At 60.0% G+C, this 14822-nt stretch carries 17 protein-coding genes and 1 pseudogene; 1 reads left to right on the top strand and 17 read right to left on the bottom strand.

What is annotated here, in order from left to right; genetic code table 11:
- Positions 1-15: 15 nt before the first annotated feature.
- The 17 genes and pseudogenes from bamB to BJI67_RS07130 all read right to left on the bottom strand — a co-directional run bounded on the left by bamB (position 16) and on the right by BJI67_RS07130 (position 13942).
- A complete protein-coding gene (gene bamB / locus BJI67_RS07210; protein ID WP_070072460.1) occupies positions 16-1251 on the bottom strand; it encodes an outer membrane protein assembly factor BamB in 1236 nt (411 codons plus the stop codon).
- A 2-nt stretch (positions 1252-1253) separates the two neighbouring features.
- Positions 1254-1922 (bottom strand): YfgM family protein, encoded by a 669-nt coding sequence (locus BJI67_RS07205; protein ID WP_070072459.1) that lies wholly within the window; start codon positions 1920-1922, stop codon positions 1254-1256.
- The gene (gene hisS / locus BJI67_RS07200) at positions 1919-3208 is read right to left on the bottom strand and encodes a histidine--tRNA ligase (RefSeq protein ID WP_083250726.1); all 1290 of its coding nucleotides are present in this window, start codon (positions 3206-3208) and stop codon (positions 1919-1921) included. Before hisS ends, BJI67_RS07205 begins: the two co-directional genes overlap by 4 nt.
- Before the next feature lie 17 nt (positions 3209-3225).
- A complete protein-coding gene (locus BJI67_RS07195; RefSeq protein ID WP_070072457.1) occupies positions 3226-4203 on the bottom strand; it encodes a RodZ domain-containing protein in 978 nt (325 codons plus the stop codon).
- A 4-nt stretch (positions 4204-4207) separates the two neighbouring features.
- Positions 4208-4972: a type IV pilus biogenesis/stability protein PilW gene (gene pilW / locus BJI67_RS07190; protein ID WP_070072456.1), complete on the bottom strand. Its 765-nt coding sequence runs from the start codon at positions 4970-4972 to the stop codon at positions 4208-4210.
- Entirely contained in the window at positions 4972-6081 is a 1110-nt protein-coding gene (gene rlmN / locus BJI67_RS07185; RefSeq protein ID WP_070072455.1) for a 23S rRNA (adenine(2503)-C(2))-methyltransferase RlmN, read from the bottom strand. Before rlmN ends, pilW begins: the two co-directional genes overlap by 1 nt.
- Before the next feature lie 11 nt (positions 6082-6092).
- Complete coding sequence (ndk, locus tag BJI67_RS07180) at positions 6093-6524, bottom strand: nucleoside-diphosphate kinase (protein ID WP_070072454.1); 432 nt, start codon at positions 6522-6524, stop codon at positions 6093-6095.
- A 155-nt stretch (positions 6525-6679) separates the two neighbouring features.
- On the bottom strand, positions 6680-6874 hold the full coding sequence (gene iscX, locus BJI67_RS07175; RefSeq protein WP_456236532.1) for a Fe-S cluster assembly protein IscX: 195 nt from the start codon (positions 6872-6874) through the stop codon (positions 6680-6682).
- Between the two features lie 20 nt (positions 6875-6894).
- Positions 6895-7233, bottom strand: coding sequence for an ISC system 2Fe-2S type ferredoxin (gene fdx / locus BJI67_RS07170; protein WP_070072452.1), 339 nt, complete (start codon positions 7231-7233; stop codon positions 6895-6897).
- Between the two features lie 42 nt (positions 7234-7275).
- Positions 7276-9147, bottom strand: coding sequence for a Fe-S protein assembly chaperone HscA (hscA, locus tag BJI67_RS07165; RefSeq protein ID WP_070072451.1), 1872 nt, complete (start codon positions 9145-9147; stop codon positions 7276-7278).
- A gap of 30 nt (positions 9148-9177) precedes the next feature.
- The gene (gene hscB, locus BJI67_RS07160; protein WP_070072450.1) at positions 9178-9729 is read right to left on the bottom strand and encodes a Fe-S protein assembly co-chaperone HscB; all 552 of its coding nucleotides are present in this window, start codon (positions 9727-9729) and stop codon (positions 9178-9180) included.
- A gap of 14 nt (positions 9730-9743) precedes the next feature.
- Positions 9744-10067, bottom strand: a complete 324-nt coding sequence (gene iscA / locus BJI67_RS07155; RefSeq protein ID WP_070074025.1) for an iron-sulfur cluster assembly protein IscA — start codon at positions 10065-10067, stop codon at positions 9744-9746.
- A 28-nt stretch (positions 10068-10095) separates the two neighbouring features.
- Positions 10096-10500, bottom strand: coding sequence for a Fe-S cluster assembly scaffold IscU (gene iscU, locus BJI67_RS07150; protein WP_070072449.1), 405 nt, complete (start codon positions 10498-10500; stop codon positions 10096-10098).
- A gap of 31 nt (positions 10501-10531) precedes the next feature.
- A complete protein-coding gene (locus tag BJI67_RS07145) occupies positions 10532-11755 on the bottom strand; it encodes an IscS subfamily cysteine desulfurase (protein ID WP_070072521.1) in 1224 nt (407 codons plus the stop codon).
- Positions 11756-11892: 137 nt separating this feature from the next.
- A pseudogene (gene iscR, locus BJI67_RS07140) lies at positions 11893-12288 on the bottom strand (Fe-S cluster assembly transcriptional regulator IscR); the annotation flags it as partial.
- Positions 12289-12341: 53 nt separating this feature from the next.
- Positions 12342-13148 carry a serine O-acetyltransferase gene (cysE, locus tag BJI67_RS07135; RefSeq protein ID WP_070072448.1) on the bottom strand — a complete coding sequence of 269 codons (807 nt, stop codon included), beginning with the start codon at positions 13146-13148 and terminating at the stop codon, positions 12342-12344.
- A 38-nt stretch (positions 13149-13186) separates the two neighbouring features.
- Positions 13187-13942, bottom strand: coding sequence for an RNA methyltransferase (locus tag BJI67_RS07130; RefSeq protein ID WP_070072447.1), 756 nt, complete (start codon positions 13940-13942; stop codon positions 13187-13189).
- Between the two features lie 86 nt (positions 13943-14028).
- On the opposite strand from BJI67_RS07130, the gene BJI67_RS07125 reads away from it, so the two are divergent.
- Positions 14029-14814 carry an inositol monophosphatase family protein gene (locus BJI67_RS07125; RefSeq protein WP_070072446.1) on the top strand — a complete coding sequence of 262 codons (786 nt, stop codon included), beginning with the start codon at positions 14029-14031 and terminating at the stop codon, positions 14812-14814.
- Positions 14815-14822: the final 8 nt, after the last annotated feature.

The following is a 14822-nucleotide window of genomic DNA, read 5'->3' as shown; positions in this document are numbered from 1 at the left end:
GCCTAAGCCTCCCGGCTAGAAGAGCGACGACGATGACGCTTTAGATGCGCCTGCGTTGTCTGGTGCAGTGTTGCCGACGGCCGTGGGCTTGCCTACCCGATACATTGCCACGGTTCCGTCGGCCGCTTGCACGTATACATCGTTACCCACCACTACTGGCGGGGCATCGATGGCGCTGCTACTCACCTGGGTCCGCGCGACGAAAGCCCCGTTGCGACGCGACAACCAGTGCAGATAGCCTTGGTAATCGCCGACGATCACGTATTCGTGGTCGAGTACGGGCACGGTCACTTCGCGGAAGCGCAGCGCGGATTGCTTCCACAAGGAGGCGCCGGTTGCCAGGTCCAGAGCCCAGATTTCGCTGTGCGAGTCCGAGATGTAAACGGCCTGCGAACCCACCGCAAGGCCGACGAACGACGACATGGGGTGTGACCACAGAAGCTGTCCCTTGCTGAGCGTCGCCGCGACCACTCTTCCGTGGTAACTGGCCGCGAAAACAACGCCGTCGATCACGTCGATTCGTCCGCTGACATCGACCATCCGTTCAAGCTCTGAAGCGCCATGCGGTTCAGCCACGGTCAGCTGCCATTTCGGCGTGCCGTCGCTCAGACTGAAGGCGGCAATCTGGCCATCGGAAAAACCGGTAACCACGGTGTTGCCGCTGATTACAGGCGTCGTTTTGCTGCGCAGGATCAGATGCGGCGATTCAATTCCCTGATTCCAGATGACGTTGCCGGTGCTGATGTCCAGGGCCAATAGCTTTCCAGCGTTCGTATGCACCAGGACCTCGCCCTGTGCGGGGGGGGAGATCGCCATAACCTCGCTGCCCGCCTGCATCTTCCAGATCACCTGATGGGTCTTCAGCGACAACGCGATCACCGAGCCGTTCTGCGTACCCACGAATAGGCGTCCCTCACCACCGGCTACGCCGGTGCTAAGCCTTTGTCCAACATTGGTGCTCCATAGGCGGTTGCCGTTTTTGGCATTCAGGGCATATACCTTGCCTGCCTGATCGGCGGCATAGACGACCTGATCACTAACCCAGGGCTTCAGTTTGAGTAGATATCCGCCGTTACCGTTGCCTAGTGTGGTACTCCACATTTCCTTGACCGGCACGCTCGCCTTGATCGGCTTCAACGGAGTCGGAGGGCGGGTATTCACCGGCTTTTCGAACAGGCTGCAGCCACCCAGCAGGGTAACTGCGGCGACGGCGAGTGCTGCGGCGAGCGTCCGCCGGATGTTGCCTTTCATAATCATTTATCTCCTTGCTTGCTCTGGGTCTGCGCCGGAGTCGGTGCGGGAAGCGCACTAAGTTTCATTTCGATAATGTCGGTCGGCAGGCCCATCGCCTGTGCGCCCGCAAGCGCCTCTTCATAGGCATCCCTGGCCTTTTGTTTCTCGTTCTTGGCCATGTAAGCGTCGCCGGTGAGTTCTTGCGTCAGGGGTAGGTAAGCCTCGCTGAAACCGCTACTCAGGAGTTTGAGCGCCTCATCGGGTTTGTGCTCTGCAATCAATACTTGGGCCAGACGCAGGGCCGCGATTTCCCGCAACACTTTCTGTGATCCGTGATCCACTACCCAGCGCAAGTCCTTTGCGGCCTCGGGTAGGTGGTTTTCGTCAACGGCGTGCTTGGCCATTCTGAGCGATACGAGTGCAGCATAGGGCGTGCCCGAGTACTGGGCGACCAGGGTCTTGGCCATGGATGACCAATGCTGCTTGTCCTTCGCGTAATCCACGGACTCCAGCGAACTGTACAGTTCCGAGGCCTTGAGGTCCTGTTGCGCGCGGTAGTAAGACCACCCCTTCCAGGCAAAGAAGCCGATCAGCCCCAGCACCGCGAGCAGCACCAGCCAGCGCCCGTAGCGGCGCCACCAATGTTTGGCGGCCTCGAGTTCCTCGTCTTCCACGTGGTAAGCCGTCATTGAACCTCATTCTCCTTCGCGCACAGCGCTTTCATGCTTGTTACCAATTCCGATTGCGCAACCGTACGCTGCTCGGAGCCGTCGCGCAGTGGTTTGATCACGACCGTTCCATCGCGCAGCTCATCTTCCCCGAGAATCACGGCGATCCCAGCGCCTACCTTGTCTGCACGCTTGAGCTGCGATTTGAGATTCCCGTCGCCGCAATGCGCGAGAACAGAGATATGCGGTAATGCATCTCTAAGGTTCTCAGCCAGCTTCATCGCGGACATGCGCGCGGCATCGCCAAGACTGACGCAGTAGACATCCACGGCTGCGGTTGGCGGCAGCAGGGCCTGTGTTTCGAGCAGGGCCAACAAGCGCTCAAGACCCATGGCGAAGCCACACCCAGGTGTCGGCCTGCCGCCGAGTTGGGGAATCAGTCCATCGTATCTTCCGCCGGCACAGATGGTGCCTTGAGCGCCCAGCTCGTCGGTGATCCACTCGAAAACAGTGCGTGAATAGTAATCGAGTCCACGGACAAGTCTAGGGTTTATCGTATAGGGCAAACCGTTCGCTTCGAGTATTCCGCACAGGGTTTCGAAGTGCGTTCGCGAATCCTTGTCCAAGGCGTCGGTTAGGCTTGGGGCGTCGGCAAGGATTGCACGTGTACCGGGGTCCTTGCTGTCGAGCACGCGCAAGGGGTTGCTCTCAAGGCGACGCCGGCTGTCCTCGTCCAGAGCATCGACGTGGCGCCGCAGATAGGCGGTCAAGGTTTCCCGATACTGTGCACGCGCCTCGGGGCTGCCCAGCGAATTGATTTCGAGACGGACATCGCGCAATCCCAGCAGACGCCACAATCGGGCGCTGAGCAGGATGATCTCCGCATCGATATCCGGGCCGGCCATGCCATAGGCCTCAACGCCGAGTTGATAGAATTGCCGATAACGCCCTTTCTGGGGACGTTCATGGCGAAACATCGGGCCCATGTACCAAATACGGGTAAGTTGATTGTGCAGGAATCCGTGTTCGATGCCTGCCCGCACACAGCCGGCGGTGCCTTCGGGCCGCAAGGTCAGCGATTCGCCATTGCGATCATCAAAGGTATACATCTCCTTTTCGACGATATCGGTGACTTCGCCGATGGAGCGCGAGAACAATTCGGTTTTTTCAAGAATCGGCAGCCTGATGTTTCGGTATCCGTAAGCCGTGACCACCTTGCGCGCAGCCTCCTCAAGGTGGTGCCAGGCAGCGGCTTGCTCAGGCAGGATGTCATGCATCCCGCGAATGGACTGGATTCGGTCGCCCATGCGGTTCCTTTTGATCTTTAAGGGCTGGATTTTATGTTCGCCCCTCCCGGAGAGGCGTTCAGGTGGAATCTAGCGGTGTGATTGGAGCGGATATAGGGCGTCATGTCGACGGCATGGCCGTCCAGCTTGAGCTGTACGCCCTGAGCATACCCCAGGAATACAGAGAAAGGCGGCGTTCCCTGCAGAACTTGATGTGTGCCTGCCGGGAGCAGCCCGTAGGCAAGTTGATGATGTTTCGCATCGTCGATCTGAACCCAGCTGCGATGCGTCAGCGTGAGGACGAGTCGGAGTTCATCCACTGGATTTTCTCCAGCCGGCGCCATGTTTACTGCACTCGTCGTGCTGCGACTTGGCGTTGCCGTCGGCGAGGCCGCCGGTGGGCTGGCGGGGATGGGCAGAGATGTGTTTGCCTTGGTGGTGGTAGAAGGCAACATTGCCCGAGATTGTGGGCTCACGGTAGTTGACGGTGGAAGTAAAGTGCTCGCGATCGGCATGGCCGGTGCCACGCTGATCGGCTTCATCGCGGTCTGCGGGCCTTTCACCTGATCCGCGCCCTTGGCCATAGGTGGTGTATGTGTCGCATGACTGTGGGCATACCACCAGGCGGCCAACAGGATCAATACAAGGGCCACGGCGCTGCCGATCGCATAGGATCGGCCGCGTTGTCCCATGTATTCTGGCGAATAGGAGACCGCAGGCTTGAGTTCCGGCTCAGAAGGAAGAAAGGTGGACTGATAGCTGTGTATCAACTCCTGCGAGTCCATGCCAAGCATCTGAGCGTAGGAGCGCAAGTAACCCTTGATATAGGCGGGCCCGGGCAAGGCCGGAAAATCGTCTTCCTCTAAGGCACGTAGCACCGAAACGTCGAGGTGGAGCTGCTTTGCAGCGTCCTCCAGCCTCAAATTCATGGATTCACGGCGTGAGCGTAGTCTCAGACCAATCCGCTCTGCAGCAGTCTGATCCTCGGATGGAAGCTGGTTGCGATCCTCATCCATGGTGTCACTGAGTTTGCAGCAAAGCGCGTGCCTGCGGTGAATTCGGGAACATGCGGTACAGGTCTCGCGCGCAGTCGGCTGCCCCGTTCATGTCCCCTACAGTTCGTTTCACCTTCAGGCAAAGCGCCAGGATATCGGGGGTATAGCGTGCGGCCCCGGTAATCCGTCCAAGATAAGCATCGGCTTTTTGGTACTGGCCTTTCGATGCTGCCAGCTTGGCCAATTGATACAGCGCCGGGGCGAAGCCGGGGCGTTTTTCCAGGGCCTGATGAAAACGCTGTTTGGCAAGTGTGTCATTGTGCTCATTCAACGCGCAGATGCCTGCATTGGCATAAGCGAATTCGGGTGTATTGTAGAGCGGATTACTCCAGGCCGATTTGAACTGTTTTTGTGCTTGCCCATATTTGCCCTGTTCACACAGGAATACACCGAAGTTGTTGCGGACGTCGCCATCATCCGGCTTGAGATCGAGCGCCTTGCGGAAATTTTCTTCCGCAGCATCGTTCTTGCCCAGACGCTGCATCAATAGTGCATAGGCGTTACGTACCAGGACTGAATCCGGGTCCTGATCGAGTGCGCGCTTGAGCTTTTCGTCGGCCAGCTTGAGGTTGCCCGTATTCATGTAATCGATGCCGAGCTGCGCATTGAGCACGGCAGCGCGGTGCATCTGGGCCTCGGCTTTGCGTTCCTGCGGCGAAGTTGCGCATCCGGCAAGCGTGATCAAGGCCAACACAATGAAAATGCTACGCAGTGAAAACGTGATACGCATTAAAGCCGCGCTCCCTCTTCAAGGCGTGCAAAACGAATCGCTCGCCGACTGCGATCCTGCACCTTGCCGGCCAATTGGCCGCAGGCCGCATCGATATCGTCGCCACGCGTCTTGCGAGTGATCGTCGTCAGACCTGCAGCAATCAGAATATCCCTGAAACGGTCAATGGTTGCCCTGTCCGAGCGCTGAAAACGTGTTTCTGGGAAGGGGTTGAACGGGATGAGGTTCACCTTCGAAGGAACGTCGCGCAGTAATTTGGCCAGTGCACGCGCGTGATCCGGAGAGTCATTCACATCCTTGAGCATGACGTACTCGAAGGTGACCCGCTGCTTGTGTTTCTTGCCGTCGACAAAACGCTTGCAGGCAGCCAGTAGTTCTGCGATCGGATATTTGCGGTTAAGGGGTACGAGTTGGTCGCGCAAGGCATCGTCCGGAGCATGCAGGGATACGGCGAGGCTCACATCCAAGCGATCCTTGAGCCTATCCATGGCCGGGATGACCCCTGAGGTGCTCAGAGTGACGCGACGTTTGCCCAGGCCATAGGCCAGGTCGTCCATCATCAGGTCCATGGCATCGACCACGGCATCATAATTCAGCAAGGGCTCACCCATGCCCATCAAAACCACGTTCGTGATCACGCGCGAACGACCAGGCTCAGGCTGCAGGCGGCGCTTGGCCACCCACAGCTGAGAAACGATTTCCGCGGCGCTGAGATTGCGGTTGAATCCCTGACGCGCGGTCGAGCAGAAGGTGCAGTCCAGTGCACAACCGACCTGGGACGAGACGCACAAGGTACCGCGTTCGTCGTCAGGGATGTATACCGTTTCGATGCAATTTCCATCGTCCAGGCGCAGCAACCATTTGCGAGTGCCATCGGTGGAACATTGTTCCGTTACCACATCAGGCGCCCGCACCTCGGCCTCTACGGCAAGACGTTCACGCAGTGGTTTCGCCAGATCGGTCATGGCGGAAAAATCGTCAAGACCGTGATGATGTACCCACTTCATCACCTGGCGAGCGCGGAAAGGGGCCTCGCCACGCGTGTTGAAATAGGCTTCCAGCGCGCTGCGTGGCAAACCCAGCAGGTTGATCTTAGGTGCGGACGACATAGGCAGAATGGTCAACGAGTGCGTGGGCAGATTTCGTCGGGTCCGAAGAAGAAATTGACTTCCTGTTGTGCCGTTTCCACGGCATCGGAACCATGCACCGCATTTTCATCGATCGAGTCGGCGAAATCGGCGCGGATGGTACCGGCTTCGGCTTGCTTCGGATCGGTGGCGCCCATGATGTCGCGATGCTTGGCAACCGCATTCTCACCCTCGAGCACCTGAACCATGACCGGCCCGGAAATCATGAAATCCACCAGATCCTTGAAAAATGGGCGCGCCTTATGCACCGCATAGAAGGCTTCTGCCTGCTCGCGGGACAGGTGCATCATACGCGCTGCGACGATTTTCAGGCCCGCGCGTTCGAAGCGGCTGTAGATTTCGCCGATGATGTTCTTGGCTACCGCATCGGGTTTGATGATGGATAGCGTGCGTTCAACAGCCATTGATTCGATACTCCCTTCGTCAATAATTTGATCTTGGTTCTTTCAAGTGAACCATCTTTAGTCGACTCCACGCGAAGAACCCGCGTGTGACGCGGGTTCTTCGAGCCCATAGGGCGGATAATTTTACTCGTTGTCAAGCCATGCTGACAATGAAACTAATCCCTTTCCTCCAGCCAGGCCATCTGGATAGCTTCCAGAATCCGCTCGTTGGAATGTTCCGGATCGTCAGTGAAGCCGTCGAGTTCGCAAACCCAGGCATGCAGATCGGTGAAACGCACATAGCGCGGATCGGCATCCGGATGCGCTTCGTCAAGAGCGATCGCTATGTCCAGGGTGTCCTTCCAGGTCAGGGTCATCGGTATACCAAGCCTCAGTGATTCTCGGAAACGAGATTGATCGTGTAACGGGGAATCTCGACTTCTAGGTCCTCGTTAGCAACCTGTGTCTGACAACTCAGTCTGGAATCGGGTTCCAGGCCCCAGGCCTTGTCCAGCATGTCCTCTTCGTCTTCCGTAGGTTCGTTGAGAGAGTCCATGCCCTTGCGCACATACACATGGCATGTGGTACAGGCGCAGGATTTCTCGCAGGCGTGCTCAATTTCGATCCCGTTGGATAGCGCCGCATCGCAAATGGACGTGCCGGTAGCAACTTCGACCACCTTGCCCTCGGGGCAAAGCGTACTGTGTGGTAGAAAAGTGATCCGCGGCATGCGCGCTCCTTGCCCTTGGGGAGTAGTCGGCAGTCCCCGTTCTTAAAATTCGTCTACGCGATGGCCCGACATGGCCGTGCGTATCGCCGTGTCCATGCGCCTGGCGACGAAATCGCTGCTCGCCTGTTCCACCGCCTCGATGGCTGCCCGAATGACTTCGGGGTCATCACCTTCCAGGCAGCCGGCCAGTGTTGCGCGAGCCGATTCTATCCCTGATCGCTCGTCGGCGCTTAGCAGTCGCTCGCCGTCGGCCTGTAGTGCGGCCTCTAGTGCTTCGATGACACGTGCACCCTCGACCTGTTCCTCTCGCAGGCTACGTGCCACCATGTCGTCCTGTGCATGCTCGATGGATGCGCGCAGCATGCGTTCGATTTCCTCTTCCGCGAGTCCGTAGGAAGGCTTGACCTCGACACCGGCACGCACGCCGCTGGTCAGTTCCTCGGCTGTTATGCTGACAAGACCGTCCGCATCGACCTGGAAGGTGACCCGAATGCGAGGTGCCCCCGCTACCAGCGGCGGCAGGCCCGACAGCACGAAGCGCGCCAGGGAGCGGCAGTCGTCCACGAGTTCGCGTTCACCCTGGAGCACATGGATCGCCATCGCGGTCTGGCCATCCTTGAAGGTGGTAAATTCCTGCGCCCTTGCGGTCGGTATGGTGGTGTTTCTGGGGATGATCTTCTCAACCAACCCGCCCATCGTCTCGATACCGAGCGACAGTGGGATCACGTCCAGCAGCAGCAGTTCGTCATCGGGCTTGTTGCCGGCCAGAACATCCGCCTGGATGGCCGCACCGACGGCAACCACCTTATCCGGATCGATGTCCACTCTGGGCTCACGTCCGAAGAAGGCTTGGACCCGTTCGCGGACCCGAAGCATGCGCGTAGAGCCGCCGACCATGACCACGTCGGAGACTTCCTCGCGTTCGACACCGGCATCGCGCAGGGCGCGACGGCAGGCATTCAGCGTCTTCTGGATCAGCGGATCGACCAGCTCGTTCATGCGCTCCCGGGTCAGTTGACCCCGCCAGTGGCGCCCGCCGCCGAGATCGAGTTCGACATCCACGGACTCCGAGTCGCTCAGGCCTTCCTTGGCGTCACAGGCCTCGCGCATAAGGCGGCGCATCGTCTGATGATCCGCATCGGGATCGAGCCCGGCCTCTGACATCATCCACGCTGCGATCTCGCGGTCGAAATCATCGCCGCCGAGAGCGCTGTCGCCTCCGGTGGCTAGAACCTCGAAGACGCCGCGATTCAGGCGCAGGATGGAGATGTCGAAGGTTCCGCCGCCAAGATCGTAGACTGCGATCAGCCCTTCCCCACCCTGGTCGAGCCCATAAGCCACTGCCGCTGCAGTCGGCTCGTTCAGCAGACGGAATACGTTAAGGCCTGCCAGGCGTGCAGCATCCTTGGTCGCCTGACGCTGAGCGTCATCGAAATAAGCTGGTACGGTGATCACCACACCGCTCAGCTCGCCGCCAAGCGATATCTCGGCACGTTCGCGCAATGTGCGCAGGATCTCTGCCGATACTTCGATCGCGGTGACCTCCCCTGCCACCGTGCAAATACGCGGCACCGCTGCATCGCCGGCTGCAAAGGCATACGGCACGTGGCCCGCCACAGTCTTCAGATCAGCGGCGCCACGTCCCATCAAACGTTTGATCGACGCCAGGGTGTTGAGTGGGTCTTCCGCTGCCGCAGCCTTGGCTTCGATGCCGACTTGTGGAGGTGCGTCGGTGCGATAGCGCACTACCGATGGCAGGATATGTCGTCCCGCTGCATCGGCAAGCGTCTCAGGCACGCCGCTGCGCACCGTCGCCACCAGCGAATTCGTGGTGCCCAGATCGATGCCCGCCGCGAGCCGGTGTGCATGCGGCGTGGTCGACATACCGGGTTCGGCAATTTGCAGTAATGACATAATCTTGGCTTCGTAAGTTGGCCGCTAAGGTCAGCCGTCCAGGTCTTCCAGACGTTCGGCCTTGCTGCGGGCTTCGTCCAGCAGACGCTCATAGAATCGCAACTGCAGCACCGTGCGCTTGGCCCCCATTAGATCGCCATCTGCATACCTATCTCGAAAGTCCCCGAATACCTTTTCGCGTTCCCCGCGTACCCGCCCCATGAAGTCGTCCAAGGCGGTCAGCGGGTCGTCGGCGTGTGCGGCCTCGTCAAGGGACTCGCGCAGCTCCATTTGATGCATCAGAAAGGCAGATTCCGCAGTCGTATCGCGTTCGTCGTCGAATGCGATACCGCCGAGTTCCAGCAGGTAGCGGGCGCGTCGCTCGGGCCTGCGCAGCGTCTCGTAGGCCTCGTTGACCCAGGTCGAAGCCTGTACGGCAAGGCGACGATCACGTGCTTCTGCAGCAGCATGGCGATCCGGATGGTACAGGCTCTGCAGTTCGCGATAACGGCGATCCAGCGCTGCGGTATCCAATTCAAAACCGCGGGGCTGTTCGAACAGCATGAAATAATCGCGACTCAGATCGAGTCCGTTCAATGCCATGGGATGGATCCGATCTAGACGTTGAAGCTTTCGCCGCAGCCGCAGCGATTCTTCTCATTCGGGTTGGCGAACTTGAATCCTTCGTTCAGCCCTTCACGCACGTAGTCCAGCTCGGTCCCATCCAGGTAAACCAGGCTTTTCGCGTTGACGATGATTTTCACGCCATGGTCATCGAAGACCTGGTCGCCTTCGTCGATCGCGTCAACAAATTCCATCACGTAAGCCATACCCGAGCATCCGGTGGTCTTCACGCCGAGGCGCACACCTACGCCCTTGCCGCGTTTATCTAGGAAGGTTCGCATGCGGTTGGCTGCGGATTCGGTGAGGGTTATCGACACGGCATGGTCCTCCACTCCGTCACACAGCTCAGGCGGACTGAGCGTGATCTTGGGTAATTTGTTTACCCTGGTAGTCGGCGATGGCGGCCTTGATCGCGTCCTCGGCGAGGACCGAGCAGTGGATCTTCACCGGCGGCAGCGCCAGTTCCTCGGCGATCTGGGTGTTCTTGATCTCGCCGGCCTCGGCCAGCGTCTTGCCCTTGACCCATTCGGTCAGAAGGCTTGAGCTGGCGATCGCCGAGCCGCAGCCGTAGGTCTTGAACTTGGCGTCCTCGATCACGCCCGCGGCGTTGACCTTGATCTGCAGCTTCATCACGTCGCCGCAGGCCGGGGCGCCCACCATGCCGGTGCCCACGCTCGTGTCCACCTGGTCCAGGCTCCCCACGTTGCGGGGGTTTTCGTAGTGGTCGATCACCTTGTCGCTGTAGGCCATCTTCTGGTCCTCCGTATCGGGTTCTACCGCCTCAGTGGGCGGCCCATTGAATGCTCTTGAGGTCCACGCCCGCCTGGTACATCTCCCACAGCGGCGAGAGCTCACGCAACTTGTTCACCGCCGTGCGGATGAGCGAGACCGCATAGTCGATCTCCTCGGCCGTGGTGTAGCGGCCGATCGAGAAGCGGATGGAGCTATGCGCCAGTTCGTCGTCGCGCCCCAGCGCGCGCAGCACGTAGCTCGGCTCGAGACTCGCCGAGGTGCACGCCGAACCAGAGGAGACCGCCAGTTCCTTGAGCGCCATCAGCAGGCTCTCGCCCTCCACGTAGGCAAAGCTGACGTTGAGGACCCCGGGGTAGCCGTGCGCCAGGTCGCCGTTGAGATAGACGGCCTCGAGGTCGTTGACCCCGGCCCACAGCCGGTCGCGCAGGCCGCGGATGCGTTCGAGGTCGGCCCCCATTTCCTCGCGCGCCAGCCGGGCGGCCTCGCCCATGCCGACGATCTGGTGCGTCGCCAGGGTGCCGGAGCGCATGCCGCGCTCGTGCCCGCCGCCGTGCATCTGCGCCTCCAGGCGCACCCGCGGCTTGCGCCGCACGTACAGCGCACCGATGCCCTTGGGGCCGTACATCTTGTGCCCCGAGAGGCTGGCCAGGTCGATGTCCAGAGCCTGCACGTCCAGCGGCACCTTGCCGGCGGACTGCGCGGCATCCACATGCAGCAGGATGCCCCGCGCACGGGTCAGCGCGCTTACCGCCTTGAGGTCCTGGATCACGCCGATCTCGTTGTTGACGTGCATCAGCGAGACCAGCACGGTGTCCTCGCGCAGCGCCGCCTCGAGCTTGCCCAGATCAATCAGGCCGTTCGGCTCGGGATCGAGATAGGTCACCTCGCAGCCCTCGCGCTCAAGCTGCCGGCAGGTGTCCAGCACCGCCTTGTGCTCGGTCTTGCTGGTGACCATGTGCCGGCCCTTGCGGGCGTAGAAGTGCATCACGCCCTTGATCGCGAGGTTGTCCGACTCGGTCGCGCCGCTGGTCCACACGATCTCCTTGGGATCGGCGTTGATCAGGCGGGCCACCTCGGCACGGGCGTTCTCCACCGCCGCCTCGGCCTCCCAGCCGAAGGCGTGGCTGCGCGATGCGGCATTGCCGTACACGCCCTCACGCGTCAGATACGTGCACATCAGCTGCGCAACTCGCCCGTCCACCGGCGTCGTCGCCGCATAGTCCAAATAAATCGGCCTCTCCTTCGCGTCCATCGCCATACCTCTCCGCATACTCAGATGCCGTTGCGCACCGGCGATGCCGATGCGACGGCCTGTATGTTCAGTCCGTCTTCGTTGCGCTGACGCTGATGCAGTGCGATCTGGCGTTCGGCCACTTCGCGCACACCCTAGCGACGCATCAGTTCACCCAGGCTAACGGAGCCCAGAAATTCGCGTATCTGTTCGCTGAGGTCGCTCCACAAATCGTGGGTCAGGCAACGCTCACGGTTTTGGCAATCTCCGTCGCCGCCGCATCGAGTAGCGTCGATCACTTCATCGACTGCGCTGATGACATCACCCACGGCGATACCATCCGCATCGCGCGCAAGATTGTAACCACCTCCAGGACCACGCGTGCTGACGACGAGCTGGGATTTGCGCAAGCGCGCAAACAGCTGCTCCAGATAGGATAATGAGATACCCTGACGCGTAGATACATCCGCCAGCGTGACCGGGCCTGCCTCATTATGCAGGGCGATATCCAACATGGCCGTAACGGCGTATCTTCCCTTTGTGGTCAGTTTCATGGCTGCTCCCTTGCGAACCTTGACGCTAGACTAGCAATAACATAGCGAATTAGTCAACTATTACGCGTCCTCTCGCGAGGTGAATCCGTCTTGTCATCCGACGCTTCCGCCACGCTTGAATCGAGCTCGCAGTGCGCGATGGGCGGGAGCTGGGCGGCTTCGATTTCTCCGCCCAGATCACGCACCGCACGGCAAAGCTGGGCCAGCCGATCATCCACGAGATGAGTGTGGTCGAGCAGACAATCTATGGCATGCGCGACTGGATCCGGAAGATCGCGGGTCACGCCATAAGCGTCGAAGCCGAGTTTGCTGGCAAAGGCCTGGCGCCGTTCGGCATTGGCGTCCTCGCCGCGCCGCACAATATGCGCGGGTATGCCCACTGCGGTCGCATTTTCAGGCACGTCCTTGAGGACGACAGCGTTGGAGCCAACACGGCTGCCGTCACCCAGGCGCAAGGGCCCCAGAATCTTGGCACCGGCGCCGATGACCACGTTATTGCCCAGTGTCGGATGGCGTTTGCCAGGTTCCCAGGATGTGCCACCCAGGGTGACGCCATGATAGAGCGTGCAGTCGTCGCCAATTTCGGCGGTCTCGCCGATGACCACCCCCATACCATGGTCGATGAAAAAACGACGACCGATGATAGCCCCAGGATGAATTTCTATGCCCGTCCACCAACGTGCGAACGCTGACAGGACTCTAGCCGGCCAGCGCATGCCATTGTGCCACAGCCAGTGGCTCGCGCGATGTAACAGCACGGCATGCACGCCCGGATAGGTGGTGAGTATCTCGAAGGTGGTGCGTGCGGCGGGGTCGCGTTCGAAAACGCACCGGATATCCTCACGCAGACGTTCGAACATAAGTATTATTCCTTGCGGCAATCGGCTTCTGTCAGCCCTTATTTCTTGCCCGAAGCCAGGCGTGCCTGGCGCTGGGCGGCGGTCAGGATACCACGCAGCAAGTTGACCTCTGTATGTAGAAGCCTTGTGCGATTGAATAAACGCTTGAGCCGGCGCATGAGTTGGCGCGGATTATCGGGGTCGAGGAAGTCTATCTCGACCAATGCCTGTTCCAGGTGGGCATAGAAGCGTTCGACGTCGATCTGGTCTGCAAACGATTCGCCAACCTCGCTCGTTGTTTCGCGGGTCTGCGGATTGACGACCTCGTGATCTGCAACAAGCGCCAGTTCGTAACACAGTATCTGCACAGCGGAGGCCAGATTGAGCGAGCTGTAATTCGGGTTGGCCGGGATATGCACTCGGTAATGGCAGCGCTCCAGTTCCTCATTGGTCAAACCGCTGCGTTCGCGTCCGAACAACAGCGCGACCTCCCCTTCGGGTTCATGTGTAACGGCTTCGGCCGCGGCGCGCGGAGGAATCGTCGGCCATTCTAGGTTGCGCGCACGTGCACTGGTCCCGAACACCAGGGTCGTGCCGCTCAGGGCGGCATCGAGATCGTTGCAGACAACGGCGCTGGCCAAAATGTCATCCGCACCAGATGCCCGGGCGGTCGCCTCCGCGTGTGGGTATTGTTCCGGCGATACGAGATACAGCCGGCTCAGTCCCATCGTCTTCATGGCACGAGCGGCGGCACCGATGTTGCCCGGGTGCGATGGTTCCACGAGAACGATGCGAATCCGCGAGAGATCAAGCATGGCTGCGTTTCCTTTTGCTGTCGACGAGATCAATCCGTCGCCGAGTCTGGTATCCTTTCGCCCCCGTCTTTATTCGATTCCGCATCATGCATCCATTTCTCAATACCGCCATCAAGGCCGCCCGCGCAGCCGGAACCGTGCTGCTGCGTAACAGTGCGCGCATCGATTCCTTGACCATCGAGAATAAGCAGCGCAACGACTACGTCAGCGAAGTGGACCGCCAGGCCGAAGAGGTCATTATACGGACCCTACGCAAGGCCTATCCGGATCATGCCATCCTCGCCGAGGAAAGCGGTCACAGTGACGGCAACGAGTTCGAATGGGTCATCGACCCGCTGGACGGCACCACGAACTATCTGCACGGTTTCCCGCAGTATGCGGTGTCCATCGCCCTGCGTTGTCGCGGGCGTTTGGAGCAAGGTGTGGTCTACGATCCGTTCAAGGACGAGCTGTTCTCCGCTACACGCGGCGCCGGCGCAACACTGAACAACCGGCGCATCCGTGTCAGTTCACGCGTTGGTCTCGATGGCGCTCTGCTCGGCACAGGCATTCCGTTCCGCGAGCACCAGGACATCGACGGGTATCTGCGCATCATGCGCAGCTTCATCGGGCAGCCTGCGGGCATCCGGCGCGCAGGTTCCGCTGCGCTGGATCTCGCTTATGTTGCGGCAGGTCGGCTGGACGGTTACTGGGAGTCCGGACTCATGCCTTGGGATCTTGCAGCCGGCGCGCTGTTGGTCATGGAAGCCGGCGGGCTGGTGAGCGACTTCTCCGGTGGCGATGGTTACGCGCAAAGCGGAGATATTGTCGCAGCGACACCTAAAGTGTTGCGCCATATGCTCGGCAATATCCACCAAAACACCAAAGGCTGACGACGCCC

This window comes from Acidihalobacter aeolianus, from assembly GCF_001753165.1.
GTDB classification, from domain to species: domain Bacteria; phylum Pseudomonadota; class Gammaproteobacteria; order DSM-5130; family Acidihalobacteraceae; genus Acidihalobacter; species Acidihalobacter aeolianus.
The sequence above is the reverse complement of the archived record's forward strand: the minus strand, read 5'-3'. Positions and strand labels throughout refer to the sequence as shown.

What these genes read in the sequence shown, in the direction of transcription:
- bamB (WP_070072460.1), bottom strand. Translation starts at nt 1,251, where the DNA reads ATGAAAGGCAACATCCGGCGGACGCTCGCCGCAGCACTCGCCGTCGCC.
- BJI67_RS07205 (WP_070072459.1), bottom strand. Translation starts at nt 1,922, where the DNA reads ATGACGGCTTACCACGTGGAAGACGAGGAACTCGAGGCCGCCAAACAT.
- hisS (WP_083250726.1), bottom strand. Translation starts at nt 3,208, where the DNA reads ATGGGCGACCGAATCCAGTCCATTCGCGGGATGCATGACATCCTGCCT.
- BJI67_RS07195 (WP_070072457.1), bottom strand. Translation starts at nt 4,203, where the DNA reads ATGGATGAGGATCGCAACCAGCTTCCATCCGAGGATCAGACTGCTGCA.
- pilW (WP_070072456.1), bottom strand. Translation starts at nt 4,972, where the DNA reads ATGCGTATCACGTTTTCACTGCGTAGCATTTTCATTGTGTTGGCCTTG.
- rlmN (WP_070072455.1), bottom strand. Translation starts at nt 6,081, where the DNA reads ATGTCGTCCGCACCTAAGATCAACCTGCTGGGTTTGCCACGCAGCGCG.
- ndk (WP_070072454.1), bottom strand. Translation starts at nt 6,524, where the DNA reads ATGGCTGTTGAACGCACGCTATCCATCATCAAACCCGATGCGGTAGCC.
- fdx (WP_070072452.1), bottom strand. Translation starts at nt 7,233, where the DNA reads ATGCCGCGGATCACTTTTCTACCACACAGTACGCTTTGCCCCGAGGGC.
- hscA (WP_070072451.1), bottom strand. Translation starts at nt 9,147, where the DNA reads ATGTCATTACTGCAAATTGCCGAACCCGGTATGTCGACCACGCCGCAT.
- hscB (WP_070072450.1), bottom strand. Translation starts at nt 9,729, where the DNA reads ATGGCATTGAACGGACTCGATCTGAGTCGCGATTATTTCATGCTGTTC.
- iscU (WP_070072449.1), bottom strand. Translation starts at nt 10,500, where the DNA reads ATGGCCTACAGCGACAAGGTGATCGACCACTACGAAAACCCCCGCAAC.
- BJI67_RS07145 (WP_070072521.1), bottom strand. Translation starts at nt 11,755, where the DNA reads ATGGACGCGAAGGAGAGGCCGATTTATTTGGACTATGCGGCGACGACG.
- cysE (WP_070072448.1), bottom strand. Translation starts at nt 13,148, where the DNA reads ATGTTCGAACGTCTGCGTGAGGATATCCGGTGCGTTTTCGAACGCGAC.
- BJI67_RS07130 (WP_070072447.1), bottom strand. Translation starts at nt 13,942, where the DNA reads ATGCTTGATCTCTCGCGGATTCGCATCGTTCTCGTGGAACCATCGCAC.
- BJI67_RS07125 (WP_070072446.1), top strand. Translation starts at nt 14,029, where the DNA reads ATGCATCCATTTCTCAATACCGCCATCAAGGCCGCCCGCGCAGCCGGA.